General features: G+C 35.6%; 19 protein-coding genes. All 19 read left to right on the forward strand.

Annotated elements, in window-relative coordinates:
- The first annotated feature begins 134 nt into the window (after positions 1-134).
- The 19 genes from rpsB (at position 135) to rpsO (ending at position 16,506) form a co-directional block, all read left to right on the forward strand.
- Positions 135-881: a 30S ribosomal protein S2 gene (gene rpsB / locus PBV87_RS14080; protein WP_053983904.1), complete on the forward strand. Its 747-nt coding sequence runs from the start codon at positions 135-137 to the stop codon at positions 879-881.
- Positions 882-902: 21 nt separating this feature from the next.
- Positions 903-1,814, forward strand: a complete 912-nt coding sequence (gene tsf / locus PBV87_RS14085) for a translation elongation factor Ts (protein ID WP_053983903.1) — start codon at positions 903-905, stop codon at positions 1,812-1,814.
- Between the two features lie 146 nt (positions 1,815-1,960).
- Positions 1,961-2,668 (forward strand): UMP kinase, encoded by a 708-nt coding sequence (gene pyrH / locus PBV87_RS14090; protein WP_053983902.1) that lies wholly within the window; start codon positions 1,961-1,963, stop codon positions 2,666-2,668.
- An 18-nt stretch (positions 2,669-2,686) separates the two neighbouring features.
- Positions 2,687-3,241 (forward strand): ribosome recycling factor, encoded by a 555-nt coding sequence (frr, locus tag PBV87_RS14095; RefSeq protein ID WP_053983901.1) that lies wholly within the window; start codon positions 2,687-2,689, stop codon positions 3,239-3,241.
- A 54-nt stretch (positions 3,242-3,295) separates the two neighbouring features.
- On the forward strand, positions 3,296-4,006 hold the full coding sequence (locus PBV87_RS14100) for an isoprenyl transferase (RefSeq protein WP_053983900.1): 711 nt from the start codon (positions 3,296-3,298) through the stop codon (positions 4,004-4,006).
- An 11-nt stretch (positions 4,007-4,017) separates the two neighbouring features.
- The gene (locus PBV87_RS14105) at positions 4,018-4,833 is read left to right on the forward strand and encodes a phosphatidate cytidylyltransferase (RefSeq protein WP_271012677.1); all 816 of its coding nucleotides are present in this window, start codon (positions 4,018-4,020) and stop codon (positions 4,831-4,833) included.
- A gap of 34 nt (positions 4,834-4,867) precedes the next feature.
- The gene (locus PBV87_RS14110; protein ID WP_271012678.1) at positions 4,868-6,031 is read left to right on the forward strand and encodes a 1-deoxy-D-xylulose-5-phosphate reductoisomerase; all 1,164 of its coding nucleotides are present in this window, start codon (positions 4,868-4,870) and stop codon (positions 6,029-6,031) included.
- Complete coding sequence (locus tag PBV87_RS14115) at positions 6,028-7,056, forward strand: M50 family metallopeptidase (RefSeq protein ID WP_053983897.1); 1,029 nt, start codon at positions 6,028-6,030, stop codon at positions 7,054-7,056. Before PBV87_RS14110 ends, PBV87_RS14115 begins: the two co-directional genes overlap by 4 nt.
- Positions 7,056-8,111 (forward strand): flavodoxin-dependent (E)-4-hydroxy-3-methylbut-2-enyl-diphosphate synthase, encoded by a 1,056-nt coding sequence (ispG, locus tag PBV87_RS14120; protein WP_271012679.1) that lies wholly within the window; start codon positions 7,056-7,058, stop codon positions 8,109-8,111. Before PBV87_RS14115 ends, ispG begins: the two co-directional genes overlap by 1 nt.
- 371 nt (positions 8,112-8,482) lie before the next feature.
- Positions 8,483-8,947: a ribosome maturation factor RimP gene (locus tag PBV87_RS14125; RefSeq protein ID WP_271012680.1), complete on the forward strand. Its 465-nt coding sequence runs from the start codon at positions 8,483-8,485 to the stop codon at positions 8,945-8,947.
- Between the two features lie 24 nt (positions 8,948-8,971).
- On the forward strand, positions 8,972-10,111 hold the full coding sequence (gene nusA, locus PBV87_RS14130) for a transcription termination factor NusA (RefSeq protein ID WP_271012681.1): 1,140 nt from the start codon (positions 8,972-8,974) through the stop codon (positions 10,109-10,111).
- Positions 10,112-10,113: 2 nt separating this feature from the next.
- Complete coding sequence (rnpM, locus tag PBV87_RS14135; protein ID WP_053986290.1) at positions 10,114-10,383, forward strand: RNase P modulator RnpM; 270 nt, start codon at positions 10,114-10,116, stop codon at positions 10,381-10,383.
- Positions 10,376-10,687 (forward strand): L7Ae/L30e/S12e/Gadd45 family ribosomal protein, encoded by a 312-nt coding sequence (locus PBV87_RS14140; protein ID WP_053983893.1) that lies wholly within the window; start codon positions 10,376-10,378, stop codon positions 10,685-10,687. The genes rnpM and PBV87_RS14140 overlap by 8 nt, the downstream gene beginning before the upstream one ends.
- Positions 10,688-10,714: 27 nt before the next feature.
- On the forward strand, positions 10,715-12,922 hold the full coding sequence (infB, locus tag PBV87_RS14145) for a translation initiation factor IF-2 (RefSeq protein ID WP_053983892.1): 2,208 nt from the start codon (positions 10,715-10,717) through the stop codon (positions 12,920-12,922).
- 15 nt (positions 12,923-12,937) lie between these two features.
- Positions 12,938-13,291 carry a 30S ribosome-binding factor RbfA gene (gene rbfA / locus PBV87_RS14150; RefSeq protein ID WP_053983891.1) on the forward strand — a complete coding sequence of 118 codons (354 nt, stop codon included), beginning with the start codon at positions 12,938-12,940 and terminating at the stop codon, positions 13,289-13,291.
- 4 nt (positions 13,292-13,295) lie between these two features.
- The gene (locus PBV87_RS14155; protein WP_271012682.1) at positions 13,296-14,246 is read left to right on the forward strand and encodes a DHH family phosphoesterase; all 951 of its coding nucleotides are present in this window, start codon (positions 13,296-13,298) and stop codon (positions 14,244-14,246) included.
- A 13-nt stretch (positions 14,247-14,259) separates the two neighbouring features.
- On the forward strand, positions 14,260-15,150 hold the full coding sequence (gene truB, locus PBV87_RS14160; protein WP_271012683.1) for a tRNA pseudouridine(55) synthase TruB: 891 nt from the start codon (positions 14,260-14,262) through the stop codon (positions 15,148-15,150).
- A 43-nt stretch (positions 15,151-15,193) separates the two neighbouring features.
- Positions 15,194-16,123, forward strand: a complete 930-nt coding sequence (locus PBV87_RS14165) for a bifunctional riboflavin kinase/FAD synthetase (RefSeq protein ID WP_271012684.1) — start codon at positions 15,194-15,196, stop codon at positions 16,121-16,123.
- 119 nt (positions 16,124-16,242) lie between these two features.
- Complete coding sequence (gene rpsO, locus PBV87_RS14170; RefSeq protein ID WP_053983887.1) at positions 16,243-16,506, forward strand: 30S ribosomal protein S15; 264 nt, start codon at positions 16,243-16,245, stop codon at positions 16,504-16,506.
- Positions 16,507-16,562 lie beyond the last annotated feature (56 nt).

The following is a 16,562-nucleotide window of genomic DNA, read 5'->3' on the forward strand; positions in this document are numbered from 1 at the left end:
TATTGTGTTCTAGCTTGGAATATGATATAATTCAATGCGAAAATAAAACACACGTATGGTGTGATACAAACGAGGTGCTTAAATAAGTGGTTTGTATTAGAACCCATGCGGAGGACTAACCAGGAGGAATTAAAATGAGCGTTATTTCAATGAAACAACTTTTAGAAGCTGGTGTACACTTCGGTCACCAAACAAGAAGATGGAATCCTAAAATGAAAGAATACATCTTCACAGAAAGAAATGGTATCTACATCATCGACCTTCAAAAAACAGCTAAAAAAATCGATGAAGCTTACGCAGTAATTCGTCAAGTTGGCGAACAAGGTGGTAAAGTATTATTCGTAGGTACTAAAAAACAAGCTCAAGATTCAGTTAAATCTGAAGCAGAACGTTGTGGTATGTACTACGTAAATCAAAGATGGTTAGGTGGTATGCTTACAAACTTCTCAACAATCAAAAGTCGTGTTGCTAGACTTAAACAATTAGAAGAAATGTCACAAGATGGTACTTTTGAAGTACTTCCTAAAAAAGAAGTAATCGAACTTCGCAAAGAAATGGATAAACTTGAAAAGAACTTAGGTGGTATCAAAGAAATGAAACAATTACCAGACCTTATGTTCGTAGTTGATCCAAGAAAAGAAAAAATTGCTATCCAAGAAGCTCACATCTTAGGAATTCCAGTAGTAGCTATCGTAGATACTAACTGTGATCCAGAAGAAGTTGATTACGTAATTCCAGGTAATGACGATGCTATCCGTGCGGTTAAATTAATCGTTGCTAAAATGGCAGATGCAATTATAGAAACAAATCAAGGTGAAATCTTTGAAGCAAATGCAGAAGACGAAGCAGAAGCAAACAGCGAACAAGTAATCGCTGAATAAGAAATCTGGAGGTAATGAATTATGGCTATTACAGCTGCAATGGTAAAAGAGTTACGTGAAAGAACTGGCGCAGGTATGATGGACTGCAAAAATGTATTAAATGAAGTTAATGGCGATATGGAAAAAGCTATTGAAGTATTACGCGAAAAAGGCTTAGCAAAAGCTGCTAAAAAAGCTGGTCGTGTTGCTGCTGAAGGTCTTGTAAAAGAAATGATTTCTGCTGATCACAAAACAGCTGCTTTAGTTGAAATCAACTCAGAAACAGACTTCGTTGCTAAAAACGAACAATTCATTACATTCGTTAACCAAGTAGCAGAAATGGTACTTAATAACGATGTAACTGATGTAGAAGCATTAAAAGCACTTCCATGGAGTGAAGATGCTTCTAAAACAGTTGGCGATGTTTTAACAGAAAAAATCGCTACAATTGGTGAAAACTTAACACTTCGTCGTATTGCACGTATGACAACAGAAGGCGTATTCGCTTCTTACACACATGGTGGTGGAAAAATCGTTTCTGTTGTAGAAGTTGCAACAGAAGGTGATAAAGCACTTGAAGTTGGACGTAACGTTGCAATGCAAGTTGCTGCTGCTAACCCAGAGTTCATCAGAACTACAGATGTTCCAGCAGAAAAACAAGAAAAAGAAAAAGAAATCCTTATGCACCAAGCACTTAATGAAAACCCAGGTAAACCTGAAAACATCATTGAGAAAATGGTAATGGGTAGATTAGCTAAACAACTTAAAGAAATTTGTTTACTTGAACAAGAATATGTTAAAGATCCAGATTTCACAGTTGGTAAATATGTTGCAGCTGAACTTGGTAACGCTGATGTAGTTAAAGCATTCGTACGTTTCGAAACTGGCGAAGGTATCGAAAAAGTAGAAGAAAACTTTGCTGAAGAAGTTGCTAAACAAATGGCTGGTAACTAATCATTCGATTAGCATATTAAGGGGGGACACGTTGTGTCCCCTTTTTTACGGGTGAAAGCCTTAGAAAATAAAGGTATTATTTTATTTTATATCTAGAAATGCAAAAGATTTTGTGGTAGAGTATTCATAGCAGGAAGGTGAAGATTATGCAAAAATATAGTCGTGTACTAGTTAAATTAAGTGGTGAAGCACTTGCTGGAGAACAACAAAGAGGCTTTGACCATAGTGTCATCACACGCGTTGCACGTGAATTAATTGAACTTGTTCGTAATGGAATCGAAGTTAGCGTTGTTATTGGCGGTGGTAACTTCTGGAGAGGGCGTACTAGTGGTGATATGGATCGTACAAAGGCAGATCAAATTGGTATGCTTGCAACTATTATGAATGCTATTTATGTAGCAGATGTATGTCGTGCAGAAGGTATTGAGGCTGTTGTTCAAACACCATTTGCTGTAGGTAATATGACTGAACTTTTTTCTAAAGAGCGTGCGCTTTTACATATGAAAGAAGGGAAGATTGTATTTTTTGCAGGTGGAACAGGTCATCCATTCTTTTCTACAGATACAGGCGCAGCTTTAAGAGGATGTGAAGTAGAAGTAGGTGCACTTCTTTTTGCTAAGAATATTGATGGGGTATATGATAGCGATCCAAAGCTAAACCCTGAAGCTAAAAAGTATGACAGCATTTCATGCCAAGAACTTTTAGCTAAAAACTTAAAAGCTATTGATGCAGCAGCAGCAACCTTATGTATTGATCAAAAGCTTCCTATTATTGTTTTTGATTTAGATATGCCTAATGGCATTTTAAAAGCAGCAGCTGGCGAAAAAATAGGTACAACCATTTATGTGGAATAACTTTTAGGAGGATATTTTATGAGTCAACAACTTAAAACTTACGAAGAAAAAATGCAAAAAACAGTCAATACCCTTTTAGACGAATTTAACACTATTAGAGTCGGAAGAGCAAATCCACATGTATTAGATCGTATCAGTGTAGATTACTATGGTACTCCAACACCAGTTGTACAAGTAGGTAACGTGAGTATTCCAGAAGCACGTATGCTTGTTATCCAACCATGGGATGGTACAATGCTTAAACTTATTGAAAAAGCTATTAATGAATCTGATCTTGGTATCAACCCTTCAAATGATGGTAAAGTTATTCGTCTTGTTTTCCCTGAACTTACAGAAGATCGTCGTAAAGAACTTACAAAAGAAACAAAGAAAAAAGGGGAAAATGCAAAAGTTGCAATCCGTAATATTCGTCGCGATGCAATAGATGCTTTCAAAAAAGCTCAAAAAGCAAATGAAATCACTGAAGATGAATTAAAATCAGTAGAAGATGGTGTGCAAAAATTAACAGATAAATTTGTATCAGAAATTGATCGCCATATTGAGAACAAAAATAAAGAAATTTTATCTGTTTAATCATTTAAAACTCCTCAATATGAGGGGTTTTTGTTTTATTAAGGAGGCGTAAGGATGGAAAAGTCGAAATTACCGAAACACGTTGCGATTATTATGGACGGAAATGGGAGATGGGCTAAAGAAAAGGGGTTATCTCGCAATGAAGGTCATAAAAAGGGTACAGAAGTTGTCAAGAAAATTACACAGCATGCAGAAGACTTAGGTATAGAATATGTTACATTGTATGCTTTTTCTACAGAAAATTGGAAAAGACCTCAAGATGAAGTAGAAGGACTTATGAATTTACTTCGACAATATTTGAAACAACATATCAAAGATGCTAAACGTAAGAATGCATGTTTCCATGTGATAGGGGATCGTTATGGACTACCAAGTGATATACAAAAACAAATTAATGAATTAGAGTCACTGACAAAAGATAAAAAAGGAATTTGCATTAATATTGCAATTAACTATGGAGGCCGTGATGAACTTATACGTGCTAGTCGTAGGATGATAGAAGCGATGCAAAGAGATGGACTTACAGCAGCTGATATTAATGAAGAATACTATGAACAATTTTTAGATACTGCAGGTATACCTGATCCAGACCTTATGATTCGTACAAGTGGAGAAATGCGAACAAGTAACTATTTACCATGGCAGCTTGCTTATAGTGAATTTTATTTTACATCATGTTTATGGCCAGACTTTACAGTTAAAGAGTTTGAACAAGCATTACTAGAATATAGTAATAGAAAAAGACGATTTGGTAAAAGCGAATAGGAGGAAATGCTGTGCTTAAACGAGTATTAACAGCTGTAATAGGAATACCTTTTGTTATTTTACTAATGGCCTTAGGAAATCCTATCTTAGGGATTGTAGGATGTATCGTAGCACTTATTGGCGTACATGAGTTTTATCAAGTTATAGAGAAAAAATACAAACCTATAACGTGGATAGGCTATATTGTACTGATTGTATTTTTTGTTGCTTATGAGTGGATAATGAGACACTTTGGTATATTTATAAGTGGCACATTAATGATATTGCTCATTGCTATGGTTGTAACGTATCCAAAACACAATATTGTAGATATTGCACTTACCTTATTTGCACCATTATATGTAGGACTTCTTATTAGCTTTATTATTATGATTCGTGGGGCAGAATATGGAGATTTTCTAGTATGGCTTGTCTTTATTAGTGCATGGGGAAGTGATACATGTGCATACTTTACAGGGATGTTATGTGGCAAGCATAAGTTGGCACCTGTACTAAGCCCTAAGAAGACCGTTGAAGGTGCTGTTGGAGGTGCTATTGGTGCTGCAGTTATTGCATGGATTTACACATGGATCTATACCCAATTTGCATATCCAATGATGGAAGAAAAAATGATTTTTATCATGGGCATTGTATTTGTAAGTGCTATACTTTCTCAATTTGGTGATCTAGCAGCATCAGCTATTAAGCGTACATTAGATGTAAAAGATTTTGGATATATTTTTCCAGGGCATGGTGGGGTATTAGATCGTTTTGATAGTATTTTGTTTGTAGCCCCATTTATAGCAATTACATTAGAATTTGTAGCAGGGCTTAAAATGATTGCTTAAAAGCAATATTAGAAGAAGAGGAGTTAACCAAGAGATGACAAAGAAAATTGCGCTTTTAGGTTCCACAGGTTCAATTGGAACGCAGACACTAGAGGTAGTAGCCAATGACCCCTCTTTAGAGGTAGTAGGCCTGACTGTACATCATAATATTGATTTACTTGAAGAGCAAATTAAAATGTTTCATCCACGTTTAGTATGTGTTATGGATGAAAAAAAAGCATTAGAGCTTCAAGAACGTGTTAGAGCACAAGGTATTAAGGTAGAAGTTCTAGCTGGAATGGAAGGACTTATTGCGGTAGCCACTATGGAGGAAGCAGACACTGTGCTGACAGCTGTAGTAGGCATGATAGGGCTATTGCCAACTATTGAAGCAATAAAGAAAGGTAAAGTCATTGCACTTGCGAATAAAGAAACACTTGTTACAGCGGGTGAGTTGGTAATGGGAGCTGCAAAGGCACATCAAGTTTCTATTTTACCCGTAGATAGTGAGCATAGTGCTATTTTTCAATGTCTAAGAGGAAATGAGCATCAATCTATTTCTAAATTGATTTTGACTGCATCTGGTGGGCCATTTAGAGACTATACAAAAGAAATGCTCCAAGATGTTACTGTAGAAGCAGCTTTGAAACATCCAAACTGGAGCATGGGTAGCAAAATTACTATTGATTCTGCAAGTTTGATGAATAAAGGCCTAGAAGTAATAGAAGCAAAACATCTTTTTGATGTTACACCAGAACAAATTGATGTGATTGTTCATCGTGAAAGTATCATTCATTCTATGGTAGAATACAAAGATGGGTCGACAATGGCACAGCTTGGACTACCTAATATGATGCATCCGATTGCTTATGCTTTATATTACCCAGAACGCAAACCTACATCTTGTGTTCATCCATTAGATTTTACAAAAGTAAGTAAGCTTACGTTTGATCCACCTAAAAAAGATTTATTCCCATGTTTGCAACTGGCATATGATGCTTTAATGGTTGGGGGAACCATGCCAGCTGTACTTAATGCAGCCAATGAAGTAGCAGTAGATGCCTTCTTAAAAAAACAGATTACCTTCTTACAAATTTCGCAAATTATTCATGAAGTCATGGCTCGTCACATATGTATAAATAGACCAAGCCTTGATGAAATCATAGGGATAGATGAATGGGCGAGAGTAATGAGTAGACAGGAGGTACAAAAACAATGAGTAAGATCATTATGATTGTGTTAATGTTTGCCCTTATTGTTTTAATCCATGAATTAGGACATTTTTTAGCGGCACGCTTTTTTAAAGTGCGTGTAAACGAGTTTGCCATCGGAATGGGGCCAAAATTATTTGGTATCCAAAAAGGAGATACACTTTATTCTATACGTGCACTTCCTCTAGGAGGATTTTGTGCTATAGAAGGTGAAGGCGGAGATTCTTACGAAGAAGATTCTATGATGAGTAAGAAGCCTTGGCAAAAATTTATTATCTTTATTGCAGGTGCAGTCATGAACTTTTTACTTGCATGGGTGATTTTTGCATCCATTATTGGTTATACAGGCACTGCAAGTAATACAGTATCTTTTGTTGAACCTAACTCTCCAGCGTATGAAGCAGGACTTAAAGAAGGGGATATGATTGTTGCTATTAACGGCAATAAAACAAAAGATTTTGTTGCCATTAAAGAGCAATTAGGCACATCAGCAGACGCTCATACTTTCCAAGTTATTGAAAGTAATAAAGCAGAAAAAACTTTAACCATTGAACCTAAACAAGTAGAAGATGGACGTTATATGTATGGGTTTAGACCAGGTAAAGCAGCAGCTTCATTTGTAGATATTGTTTGGGGCGGATTAAGAGATAGTGTAATGGTTGTGGTTCAAATATTCCAGACTTTTATTATGCTCATTACAGGTGAAGTACCCGTTCAAGAATTAGCAGGTATTGTAGGTGTTGTGCAGATTAGTTCTGATATGTGGAATGAGGGTATGAAACAAGGGATGATGACCGCTATTATGACCATTGTCAATTTAGCAGGTTTACTTTCAGCTAACTTAGCAGTCTTTAATCTATTGCCTTTACCAGCCTTAGATGGAGGACGTATTGTCTTTACAATTATTGAAATGATTAGACGTAAACCAGTAGATCCTGAAAAAGAGGGGATGGTACATACTATTGGATTTATTCTTCTAATGGTACTTATGGTTTTCGTACTCTTTAATGATTTAAGAAGGGTGTTTGGATAATGTATACAAGAGAACAAACAAGACAAATTCAAATTGGTCAAGTTAAAGTTGGTGGAGGTGCACCTATTGCCATCCAATCTATGACTAATACAAAAACACATGATATAGATGCTACAGTTGCACAAATTCTTAAACTAGAAGAAGCAGGCTGTGAAATCGTACGTGTTGCTGTTCCAGATGAAGCAGCAGCTAAAAGTATTGAGCAGATTGTTAAACGTATTCATATTCCATTGGTTGCAGATATTCACTTTGATTATCGTTTAGCGCTTATGGCTATTGAAAACGGTATTAATAAATTACGTATTAATCCAGGGAATATAGGTGATGAAGATAAAGTACGTAAAGTTGTAGAAAGTGCAAAGGCACATCAGATTCCTATTCGTATTGGCGTAAACTCAGGATCAGTAGAAAAAGGATTGCTTGAGAAATATGGTAAAGTATGTGCAGAGGCTATGGTAGAAAGTGCAAAAAAACATATTGATATTTTAGAAGAAATGAACTTCCAGGATATTGTCGTATCTTTGAAAGCCTCTACAGTACCTTTAGCCATAGAAGCTTATACACTTTTTGCTGAAAAATACGCTTACCCACTTCATGTAGGTATTACTGAATCAGGTACGCTTTATAAAGGTACTGTTAAATCTTCAGCAGGACTTGGTGCTATACTTTCTCGTGGAATAGGTGATACGATTCGTGTATCTCTTTCAGATGATCCAGTAGAAGAGATTAGATGTGCAAAGACTGTACTTCAATCATTAGAACTTCGGCATTTTGGGGTTGAAATTATTTCTTGCCCAACTTGTGGAAGAACCAATGTAGATCTTATAGGACTTGCAACAGAAGTTGAAAGACGTACAGCGCATATTAAGAAACCACTTCGTATTGCTGTAATGGGCTGCGTAGTTAATGGACCAGGTGAAGCTAAAGAAGCAGATATTGGTATAGCAGGTGGAAAAGGTGAGGGCCTAATCTTTAAAAAAGGTGAAATAATCCGTAAAGTTCCAGAGGAAAGCCTAATCGAAAACTTTATGCAAGAATTAGAAGAATTACTTTAGTATTTAGATTTTAGGACTTTAAAGAGAAGTCTAGAGTGTAAATTTAGAGTGTAGATTGAGAAAGAAAAGATTAAAGAGGTAGGAAGATGTGAATCATACATTGACCTACCTCTTTGGCATCTAAATGAGGATGATGAGTGAATTTCTTAAGAAGATACAGGGGTTCAGCATGTTTTCATACAAGACTTTATTTTGAATAGAGTCTTGATTTTTACATAAAAAAGGTATATACTTTTTGTAGTATATATTATTGTGACGTGAAAGAGTGGGTTAATCGCCCACTCTTTCTATATGCTTAGGTGAACTTTTCTTAACAAAATGAATAGTTCATTAAGAATAAGTCAAACTATTTGTATGAGAGGATGATTGGTATGAACAAAAAACAAATAGTCGATGAAGTAACTAAATATCTTGAGCCTATACTTGCAGAATTCAATTATGAGCTTGTAGATGTGGAGTTTGTAAAAGAAGGACCAACCTTCTATCTTCGTATCTATATTGATAAAGAAGGCGGCATAACAATTGAAGATTGTAGAGTAACTAGCCGTACGATTGAACCAGTCTTAGATGAAAAAGATATTATTGAGCCAGCTTATATGTTAGAAGTAAGTTCTCCTGGCCTTGACCGTGTAATTAAGAAAGACAAAGATTTTGAACGCTTTAATGGTGAAGTGGTAGATGTTAAACTCTACACCCCTATTAATAAACAAAAAACTCTTCAAGGTGAACTTATAAGCAAAACAGATGAGCTTTTAACTATTTGCGATGAAGAAGGGGAAACAATTGAAATTCCAATGAAAAATGTAGTTGTAGTAAGATTGGCTATTTTATTCTAAATAGCTTATTATAGGAGGATTATAATGAATCAAGATTTTATGTTAGCAATTGATCAGATTGCTAAGTCAAAAGGAATTAATAGAGATAAATTATTTGATGCGATTCGTCAATCTATTGAAGCTGCTTGTAAAAAGCATTTTGGTAACGTAGGACCTGTTAAACCAGTAATCCGTGTGGACATTAATGAGCAAACAGGTGACGTAAAAGTTTACTCTGTTAAGCGTGTAGTAGAAGATGAAGATGTACTTGTTGATATTGCAGAAATTAGTGTATCAGATGCTAAAAAAATCAACCCAATTATTGATGTAGATGACGTTGTAGATGTTGAAATTACACCAAGAAACTTTGGACGTATTGCTGCACAAAATGCAAAACAAGTTGTTATTCAAAAAATCAAAGAAGCTGAACGTGAAATGGTCTATAATGAATATAGTGTTAGACTTAATGACCTTGTTAAAGGTCAAGTATTAAGAAAAGATAAAAATGGATTTATTATCCAACTTGACCACACTGAAGCTTCATTACCATTAACAGAATCTATTCCAAATGAAACATTTGAAGATATAATGGGAGAACAAGAAGGCCTTCCACAAAAAGCATTCTACTTACTTAACGTAAAAGACTTTAATAAAAATGAGCAACGTCCAGATGGTAAACAAAAAGGTGGGGCACAAGTTATTGTATCTCGTACACATCCAGACCTTGTAAAACGTCTTTTTGAGCAAGAAGTTGTAGAGATTAAAGAAGGTACAGTTGTGATTAAGAGTATCGCAAGAGAAGCTGGTTCACGTACAAAAATTGCTGTACACTCAAATGATCCTAATGTAGATCCAGTAGGTGCATGTGTAGGTGAAAAAGGTAAACGTATTAGCTTAGTAGTAGAAGAGCTTAACGGAGAGAAAATCGACGTTGTACGTTGGAGTGAAGAACCAAAAGAGTTTATTGAAGCAGCACTTAGCCCAGCAAAAGTTTTAGAAGTTGCTTTAGAAGAAACTGAAACAGAGCGTGGAACAGAAAGAAGTGCAAAAGTTATTGTTCCAGAAAACATTTTAACTTTAGCAATCGGTAAAGGCGGTCAAAATGTTCGTCTTGCTGCTAAATTAACAGGATGGAAAATAGATATTAAAAGTCAACCAGAACCAAGTGAGGGTGAAGAATTCTAATGATGAAAGCGAAAAAAATTCCTTTACGTAAATGCACAGGTTGCGGTGAAATGAAAGATAAACGTGAAATGATACGTATTGTCAGAGACAGTGAAGGAAACTTTTCACTTGATTTTACAGGTAAAAAAGCTGGAAGAGGGGCTTATATCTGTAAAAACATCGATTGTCTCACCCAAGCTGAAAAAAATAAGGGGCTAGAACGCTCATATAAAACAAGTGTAGACAAAGAAATTTATAACCAACTTAGAAAAGAGTTTGAAGCAAATGAATAATCCTAGAATCTATCAACTTATTGGTCTTTGTCAAAAAGCAAGACATCTGATTTCAGGTGAATTTGCTGTTAAACAAGCAGTACTGAGTGAACAGGTAAAACTTGTTATAGTGACAGAAGATGCTTCAAAAAATACTTTAAAATTATTTACTGATAAATGTAGCTATCGTCAGATTCCATTTTTTGTATGGGGCGATCGCAATGAACTTGGACGTATGTTAGGTAAAGAAACCCGAGTTGTTATTGGAATAAAAGATGAAAAACTAGCGGAGAAGATAACTGAGATGATTAAAAGTGATGGATAACATGTAAAAGTTTATGGAGGTGGATTCATGTCAAAAGTGAGAGTATATGAAATCGCGAAACAACTTGATATAAGTACAAAAGAGATACTTGATAAATTAAAAGAATATGGTTTTGAAGTACATAGCCATATGAGTTCATTGCAAGAGGATGAAGTGAATCTAATCATGGAATACTATGCACAAGAAGAACCTACTAATGAAAAAAAAGTTGAATCTGAAGAAGTCATTAAGCCACCCACACCTACATTATCTGAACTTGAAAAGGCTAAAGAAACTTTGAAAAAGCAAGAAGAGCCATTACAACAATCAACACAAATAGCCGATCCGCGAACTACTAAGGAACGCACCAGGCCAGATTTAACGCATCAAGTTAAATCTACTAAAGGTAAGAATAAAAAGAAAAATAAAAATAAAAAGTTAGAAAAGGCAGGAAATATGGGACAACAAAATTTTGATAATGAAAACAAAAACTTAAACGAAGATATTAAAGTAATCGAAATCCCTGCGAATATTAGTATTCGTGATTTAGCTGACAAAATGAATATGGCAGCAATTGAACTTATTAAAAACCTTATGAAAAAAGGTAAAATGGCTACAATTAATCAAGAAATCGACTTTGAACTTGCAGCACAAGTAGCAGAAGAATTTGATATTATTGTAGAATTAGAAGAAGAAAAAGATTTACTAGAAGAAATCTTTAAAGAAGTTGAAGATAAAGAAGAAGATTTAGAAGCAAGACCTCCAGTAGTAGTAGTAATGGGACACGTTGACCATGGTAAAACATCTCTTCTTGATGCAATTCGTTCAACACACGTAACAACAAGAGAAGCAGGTGGTATTACACAACATATCGGTGCTTCAACAGTTACATTAAATGGTAAGAAAATCACTTTCCTTGATACACCAGGGCATGAGGCTTTCACAGCAATGCGTATGCGTGGTGCTCAAGTAACAGATATTGCAATCTTAGTTGTTGCTGCAGATGATGGTGTTATGCCTCAAACAATTGAAGCGATTAACCATGCACGTGCAGCAGGTGTTGAAATTATTGTTGCAATCAATAAAATGGATAAACAAGGTGCAAACCCTGACCGTGTTAAACAAGAACTTGCTGATCAAGGACTTTTAGTAGAAGACTGGGGCGGTGACACAATCTGTGTACCAGTATCAGCTGTTAAAGGAGAAGGTCTTGATAACCTTCTTGAAATGGTACTTTTAGTTGCAGAAATGAACAACTATAAAGCAAATCCTAACTGTAAAGCACGTGGTACAATTGTTGAAGCACAGCTTGATAAAGGTCGTGGACCAGTTGCAACTGTACTTGTACAACGCGGTACGCTTAAAGTAGGAGATCCTATTGTAGCTGGATGTGCATATGGTCGTATTCGTGCGATGGTAGATGACAAAGGTCGTCAAGTGAAAAAAGCAGGTCCTTCTACACCAGTAGAAATCTTAGGTTTATCTGAAGTACCAGTAGCTGGTGATATGTTCTATGTAGCAAATAGCGATAAACAAGCACGTCAAGCAGCTGATAAAGTAAAAGCTCAAGGTAGACTTCAAATCCTTGGACAATCACAACAAAAAGTATCTTTAGATGACCTTTATAACCAAATCCAAGAAGGACAAATGAAAGAACTTAATCTTATTGTTAAAGCAGACGTACAAGGTTCTGTTGAAGCAGTAAAACAAAGTTTAGAACGTCTTTCAAATGAAGAAGTACGTATTCGTATTATCCACGGTGCTGTTGGGGCAATCACAGAATCTGACTTAATGCTTGCATCTGCATCAGGTGCGATCATCATTGGTTTCAACGTAAGACCTGATACTGCAACAAAAGCAATTGCAGACCGTGAAGAAGTTGATATTCGTCTTTACCGTGTTATCTACAATGCGATTGAAGATATTAAATCAGCGATGAAAGGTATGCTTGATCCTGAATTCGTAGAAAAAGTAACAGGACATATTGAAGTACGTCAAACATTCAAAGTATCTGGTGTAGGTACAGTTGCAGGTGGATACGTATTAGATGGTAAAGTAGGACGTCATAGTGGTGTACGTATTGTTCGTGACGGTATCGTAGTTTATGAAGGTAAGCTTGCATCATTAAAACGTTTCAAAGATGACGTTAAAGAAGTTAATACTGGATACGAATGTGGTCTTATGTTTGAACGTTTCAATGACATTAAAGAAGGCGACATTGCAGAAGCCTTCATTATGGAAGAAGTTCCAAGATAGGAAGTGGAGAATTAAATGGCTAGTCAACGTATCATTAAGATAAACGAAGAAATTCGCAAAGAACTTTCAGAAATTGTTCGTTCAGAAATTAAAGACCCTCGTGTATCAGGTGCTATGGTTTCTGTTATGGACGTAGAAACAACAAATGATTTAAAATTTGCTAAAGTCTTTATTAGTGTTTTACAAGAAGACAAAAAAGAAGAAGCAATTGCTGGACTCAATGCAGCAGGTGGCTTCTTACGCAAAGAAATTGCAAGACGTATTAATTTACGTAATACACCACAACTTATTTTTAAATTAGATGAAACAATCGCTTATGGTATGAAAATGTCTAAGATGATTGATGATGCAATAAAAGGTCATAACTAAGACTATGTTTAGTCAAGTTATTGAAACCATTAAAGCAGCAAAGCATCTAACAATAAGTGCACATACTAACCCCGATGGTGATGCCATCGGGGCTATGGTGGCTATGGGACAAATTTGTGCTTTAATGGATAAACCTTATACTATTTTATTAGAAGAACCTATTAAGAAGTTAAGTTACTTAATAGAAACTTGTAATTGGGCAACAAGCTTAGAACAACCAGTAGATACATTTATTGCACTAGATTGTGGAGATGTTGATAGGTTAGTAGGTTACAAAGCTTATTTTAAGGACGCACATACAACCATTAATATTGATCATCATATGACAAACACATTTTATGGTGCATATAATATAGTAGAAAAAGAGGCTTCTTCAACATGTGAAGTGATTTATCAATTAGTTTTTGCATTAGGTTTAGAAATAAATGTACCTCTTGGACAAGCACTTTATACAGGGCTTGTAACAGATACTGGTGGTTTTATGCATAATTGTACAGCACCTAGTACCCATTTAGCAGCAGCTAAACTCATTGAATTAGATTTTGATGCACCAGCAATATACCGTAAACTTATTCATGAGAAGTCCCTTGCAACAGTTAAGTTACAAGGCATGGCAGTGAGTCATTTAGAATGCTTAGATGAAAAGGGTATTTATCTTGCAACATTATCACAAGATGAACTTGTAAAAAGTGGAGCTACTAAAGAAGATGTAGATGGTGTAGTAAGCTATCTTAAAAATATTGAGGGAATAGAGGTTATGGCCTTTATTTACCCAAAAGGTGAAAACAGTTATAAGTTAAGTATGCGTGCAAATCCACCTTATGATGTAGCTAGCTTTTGTGCTCAGTTTGGTGGAGGTGGTCACATCTTAGCTGCTGGTGCCACAATTGATGGTACTTTAGAGGGAGCAACCCGCCTTGTAAAAGATAAATTAAAAGAAATGATGAGTAGCTAGAAAGAGGATGTTTATGCAAAGTGGTATCATTAATATTTACAAAGAAAAGGGATTCACTTCTCATGACGTTGTAGCTAAAGCACGTGGCATTTTGCGTGAACGTAAGATTGGGCACACTGGTACGCTAGATCCAGATGCAGAAGGTGTACTTCCAATTTGTATTGGTAAAGCAACCAAAGTTGTTCCCTATTTAACAGATGCAGATAAATGCTACGAAGCAACTGTACGTTTAGGTGCATACACAACAACAGAAGATGCGTCAGGTGAAATTTTAGAAACGTTTCCTGTTCAAGTAACAAAGGAACAAATCCTAGAAGTTGTTAAAAGTTTTGAAGGAGCATATACTCAAATTCCACCTATGTACTCAGCAATCAAAGTAAATGGAGTACGTCTTTATGAATTGGCGCGTAAAGGAATTGTTGTAGATCGCCCTAGTCGTGAAGTCACTATTATGCAATGTGATGTCATAGAATGGATAGATGAAACAGCTTTTAAAATTCGGGTAGATTGTTCTAAAGGCACGTATATTCGCACACTTTGTACAGATATAGGTAAAAAATTAGGATGCGGTGCCTATATGGAGACCCTTCTAAGAACCAGGGTAGGACAGTATATGCTTGAAGATAGCATTACTCTTAAACAACTTGAGACCTATAAAGAAGAAATTACACCTTATATGCATACAATAGAAGCATTATTTAAAAAATATCCTGAAGTGACGATTAAAGAAGACTATAATAAAATATTGTATAATGGTAATCCACTAAGCTTTAAAGCAGCTGTTGCGTTACCGAAAGAACCAGTAGACTTCATACGTGTTTACGATAATGAAGGGAAATTTATAGGTCTTTATACAATCAATGAGGCTAAACAACAATTAACAATGGAAAGAAACTTTATGTAGTTCATTTTAAAGGTACATGATGGTACCAAAAGGAGGTGGGACTGTGCAATATAAGTGTGGGGAAACAACACTAGAACTTGGAAATGAAAGTGTAGTTGTATTAGGAAATTTTGATGGTGTACATAAAGGACATCAAAAACTTTTGCAAGTAGCTAAAGACTTAGCAAAAGCCAAGAATCTTTTAGCAGTTGCACTTTCCTTTTATCCACATCCTACATGGGTGCTTGGAAATCAACCAAAGCCTCTTGTTATGTCTAGACAAGATCGCAAACATAAAATTAAAGAGGAAGGAATGGATGTGTTTATTGAATATCCATTTACTAAATCTTTTGCATCAATTAGTCCAGAGCAATTTTTTAAAGAGGTACTTGTTGATAAGTTACATGCACGTGCTATTGTTATAGGAAGTAATTATTTCTTTGGTAAAGGTAAAGCTGGTAATGTAACTTGTATGCGTGGTCTTGGTGAGAAGTACGATGTGGAAATTATTGTAGTAGATACCGTTAAAATAGAAGGGGAAGTTATATCAAGTACACATATTCGAAGTCTTATTAGTGAAGGTAAGATGGAAGAAGCTGAGGACTTATTGGGACACCCCTATACAATCATTGGAACTGTTGTACATGGTAAGAAGTTAGGACGTACAATTGGATTTCCGACTTTAAACATTATTGCAGACCCAGATCGTATTCATCCACCAAATGGTGTATATGCTACAACAGTGAAGGTATATAATCATGTATATATGGGAATAACTAATGTAGGATATAATCCAACTGTAGGTGGCAATGTGAAGATGATAGAGACACATCTTATGGATTTTGAAGGAGATTTATATGGTGTGGAGATAGAAGTTTCCTTCCATTGCTTCATTCGACCTGAAAAGAAATTTACTGGAATTGAAGAACTTTCAAATCAAATTGCTGCAGATACAAAAGTAGTGAGAAATTTTTTAGCGAAAATGAGGAAGTAGTTTACAAGCTACACCCTGTATGCTATACTATTTAAGGATTTAGACCATTACTCAGATTTTGGACACTCCGACCTTTATCTTAGTAAATGGAACACTTACAAACTTAGGAGGAAGTCACAATGACTAAAGAATTCAAACAAGAACTTATGCAAAAATACGCAAGAACTGCTAACGATACTGGTTCTCCAGAAGTACAAATCGCACTTCTTACAGAAAGAATCAACCACTTAACAGATCACTTACGTACACACAAAAAAGACCACCATTCACGTCGTGGTTTATTCTTAATGATCGGTAAAAGAAGAGGTCTTTTAGATTACTTAATCAGAACAGACATCGAAAGATACCGTGCAATCATCAAAGAATTAGGAATCAGAAAATAATAACTTTGACAGGACAGGGCGGAGGTTTCCGCCCTTTTTTGTAATACTAATGGGGC

It is taken from the genome of Holtiella tumoricola (genome assembly GCF_027857615.1).
Lineage (GTDB): Bacteria > Bacillota > Clostridia > Lachnospirales > Cellulosilyticaceae > Holtiella > Holtiella tumoricola.

What these genes read in the sequence shown, in the direction of transcription:
- rpsB (WP_053983904.1), top strand. Translation starts at nt 135, where the DNA reads ATGAGCGTTATTTCAATGAAACAACTTTTAGAAGCTGGTGTACACTTC.
- tsf (WP_053983903.1), top strand. Translation starts at nt 903, where the DNA reads ATGGCTATTACAGCTGCAATGGTAAAAGAGTTACGTGAAAGAACTGGC.
- pyrH (WP_053983902.1), top strand. Translation starts at nt 1,961, where the DNA reads ATGCAAAAATATAGTCGTGTACTAGTTAAATTAAGTGGTGAAGCACTT.
- frr (WP_053983901.1), top strand. Translation starts at nt 2,687, where the DNA reads ATGAGTCAACAACTTAAAACTTACGAAGAAAAAATGCAAAAAACAGTC.
- PBV87_RS14100 (WP_053983900.1), top strand. Translation starts at nt 3,296, where the DNA reads ATGGAAAAGTCGAAATTACCGAAACACGTTGCGATTATTATGGACGGA.
- PBV87_RS14110 (WP_271012678.1), top strand. Translation starts at nt 4,868, where the DNA reads ATGACAAAGAAAATTGCGCTTTTAGGTTCCACAGGTTCAATTGGAACG.
- PBV87_RS14115 (WP_053983897.1), top strand. Translation starts at nt 6,028, where the DNA reads ATGAGTAAGATCATTATGATTGTGTTAATGTTTGCCCTTATTGTTTTA.
- ispG (WP_271012679.1), top strand. Translation starts at nt 7,056, where the DNA reads ATGTATACAAGAGAACAAACAAGACAAATTCAAATTGGTCAAGTTAAA.
- PBV87_RS14125 (WP_271012680.1), top strand. Translation starts at nt 8,483, where the DNA reads ATGAACAAAAAACAAATAGTCGATGAAGTAACTAAATATCTTGAGCCT.
- nusA (WP_271012681.1), top strand. Translation starts at nt 8,972, where the DNA reads ATGAATCAAGATTTTATGTTAGCAATTGATCAGATTGCTAAGTCAAAA.
- rnpM (WP_053986290.1), top strand. Translation starts at nt 10,114, where the DNA reads ATGAAAGCGAAAAAAATTCCTTTACGTAAATGCACAGGTTGCGGTGAA.
- PBV87_RS14140 (WP_053983893.1), top strand. Translation starts at nt 10,376, where the DNA reads ATGAATAATCCTAGAATCTATCAACTTATTGGTCTTTGTCAAAAAGCA.
- infB (WP_053983892.1), top strand. Translation starts at nt 10,715, where the DNA reads ATGTCAAAAGTGAGAGTATATGAAATCGCGAAACAACTTGATATAAGT.
- rbfA (WP_053983891.1), top strand. Translation starts at nt 12,938, where the DNA reads ATGGCTAGTCAACGTATCATTAAGATAAACGAAGAAATTCGCAAAGAA.
- PBV87_RS14155 (WP_271012682.1), top strand. Translation starts at nt 13,296, where the DNA reads ATGTTTAGTCAAGTTATTGAAACCATTAAAGCAGCAAAGCATCTAACA.
- truB (WP_271012683.1), top strand. Translation starts at nt 14,260, where the DNA reads ATGCAAAGTGGTATCATTAATATTTACAAAGAAAAGGGATTCACTTCT.
- rpsO (WP_053983887.1), top strand. Translation starts at nt 16,243, where the DNA reads ATGACTAAAGAATTCAAACAAGAACTTATGCAAAAATACGCAAGAACT.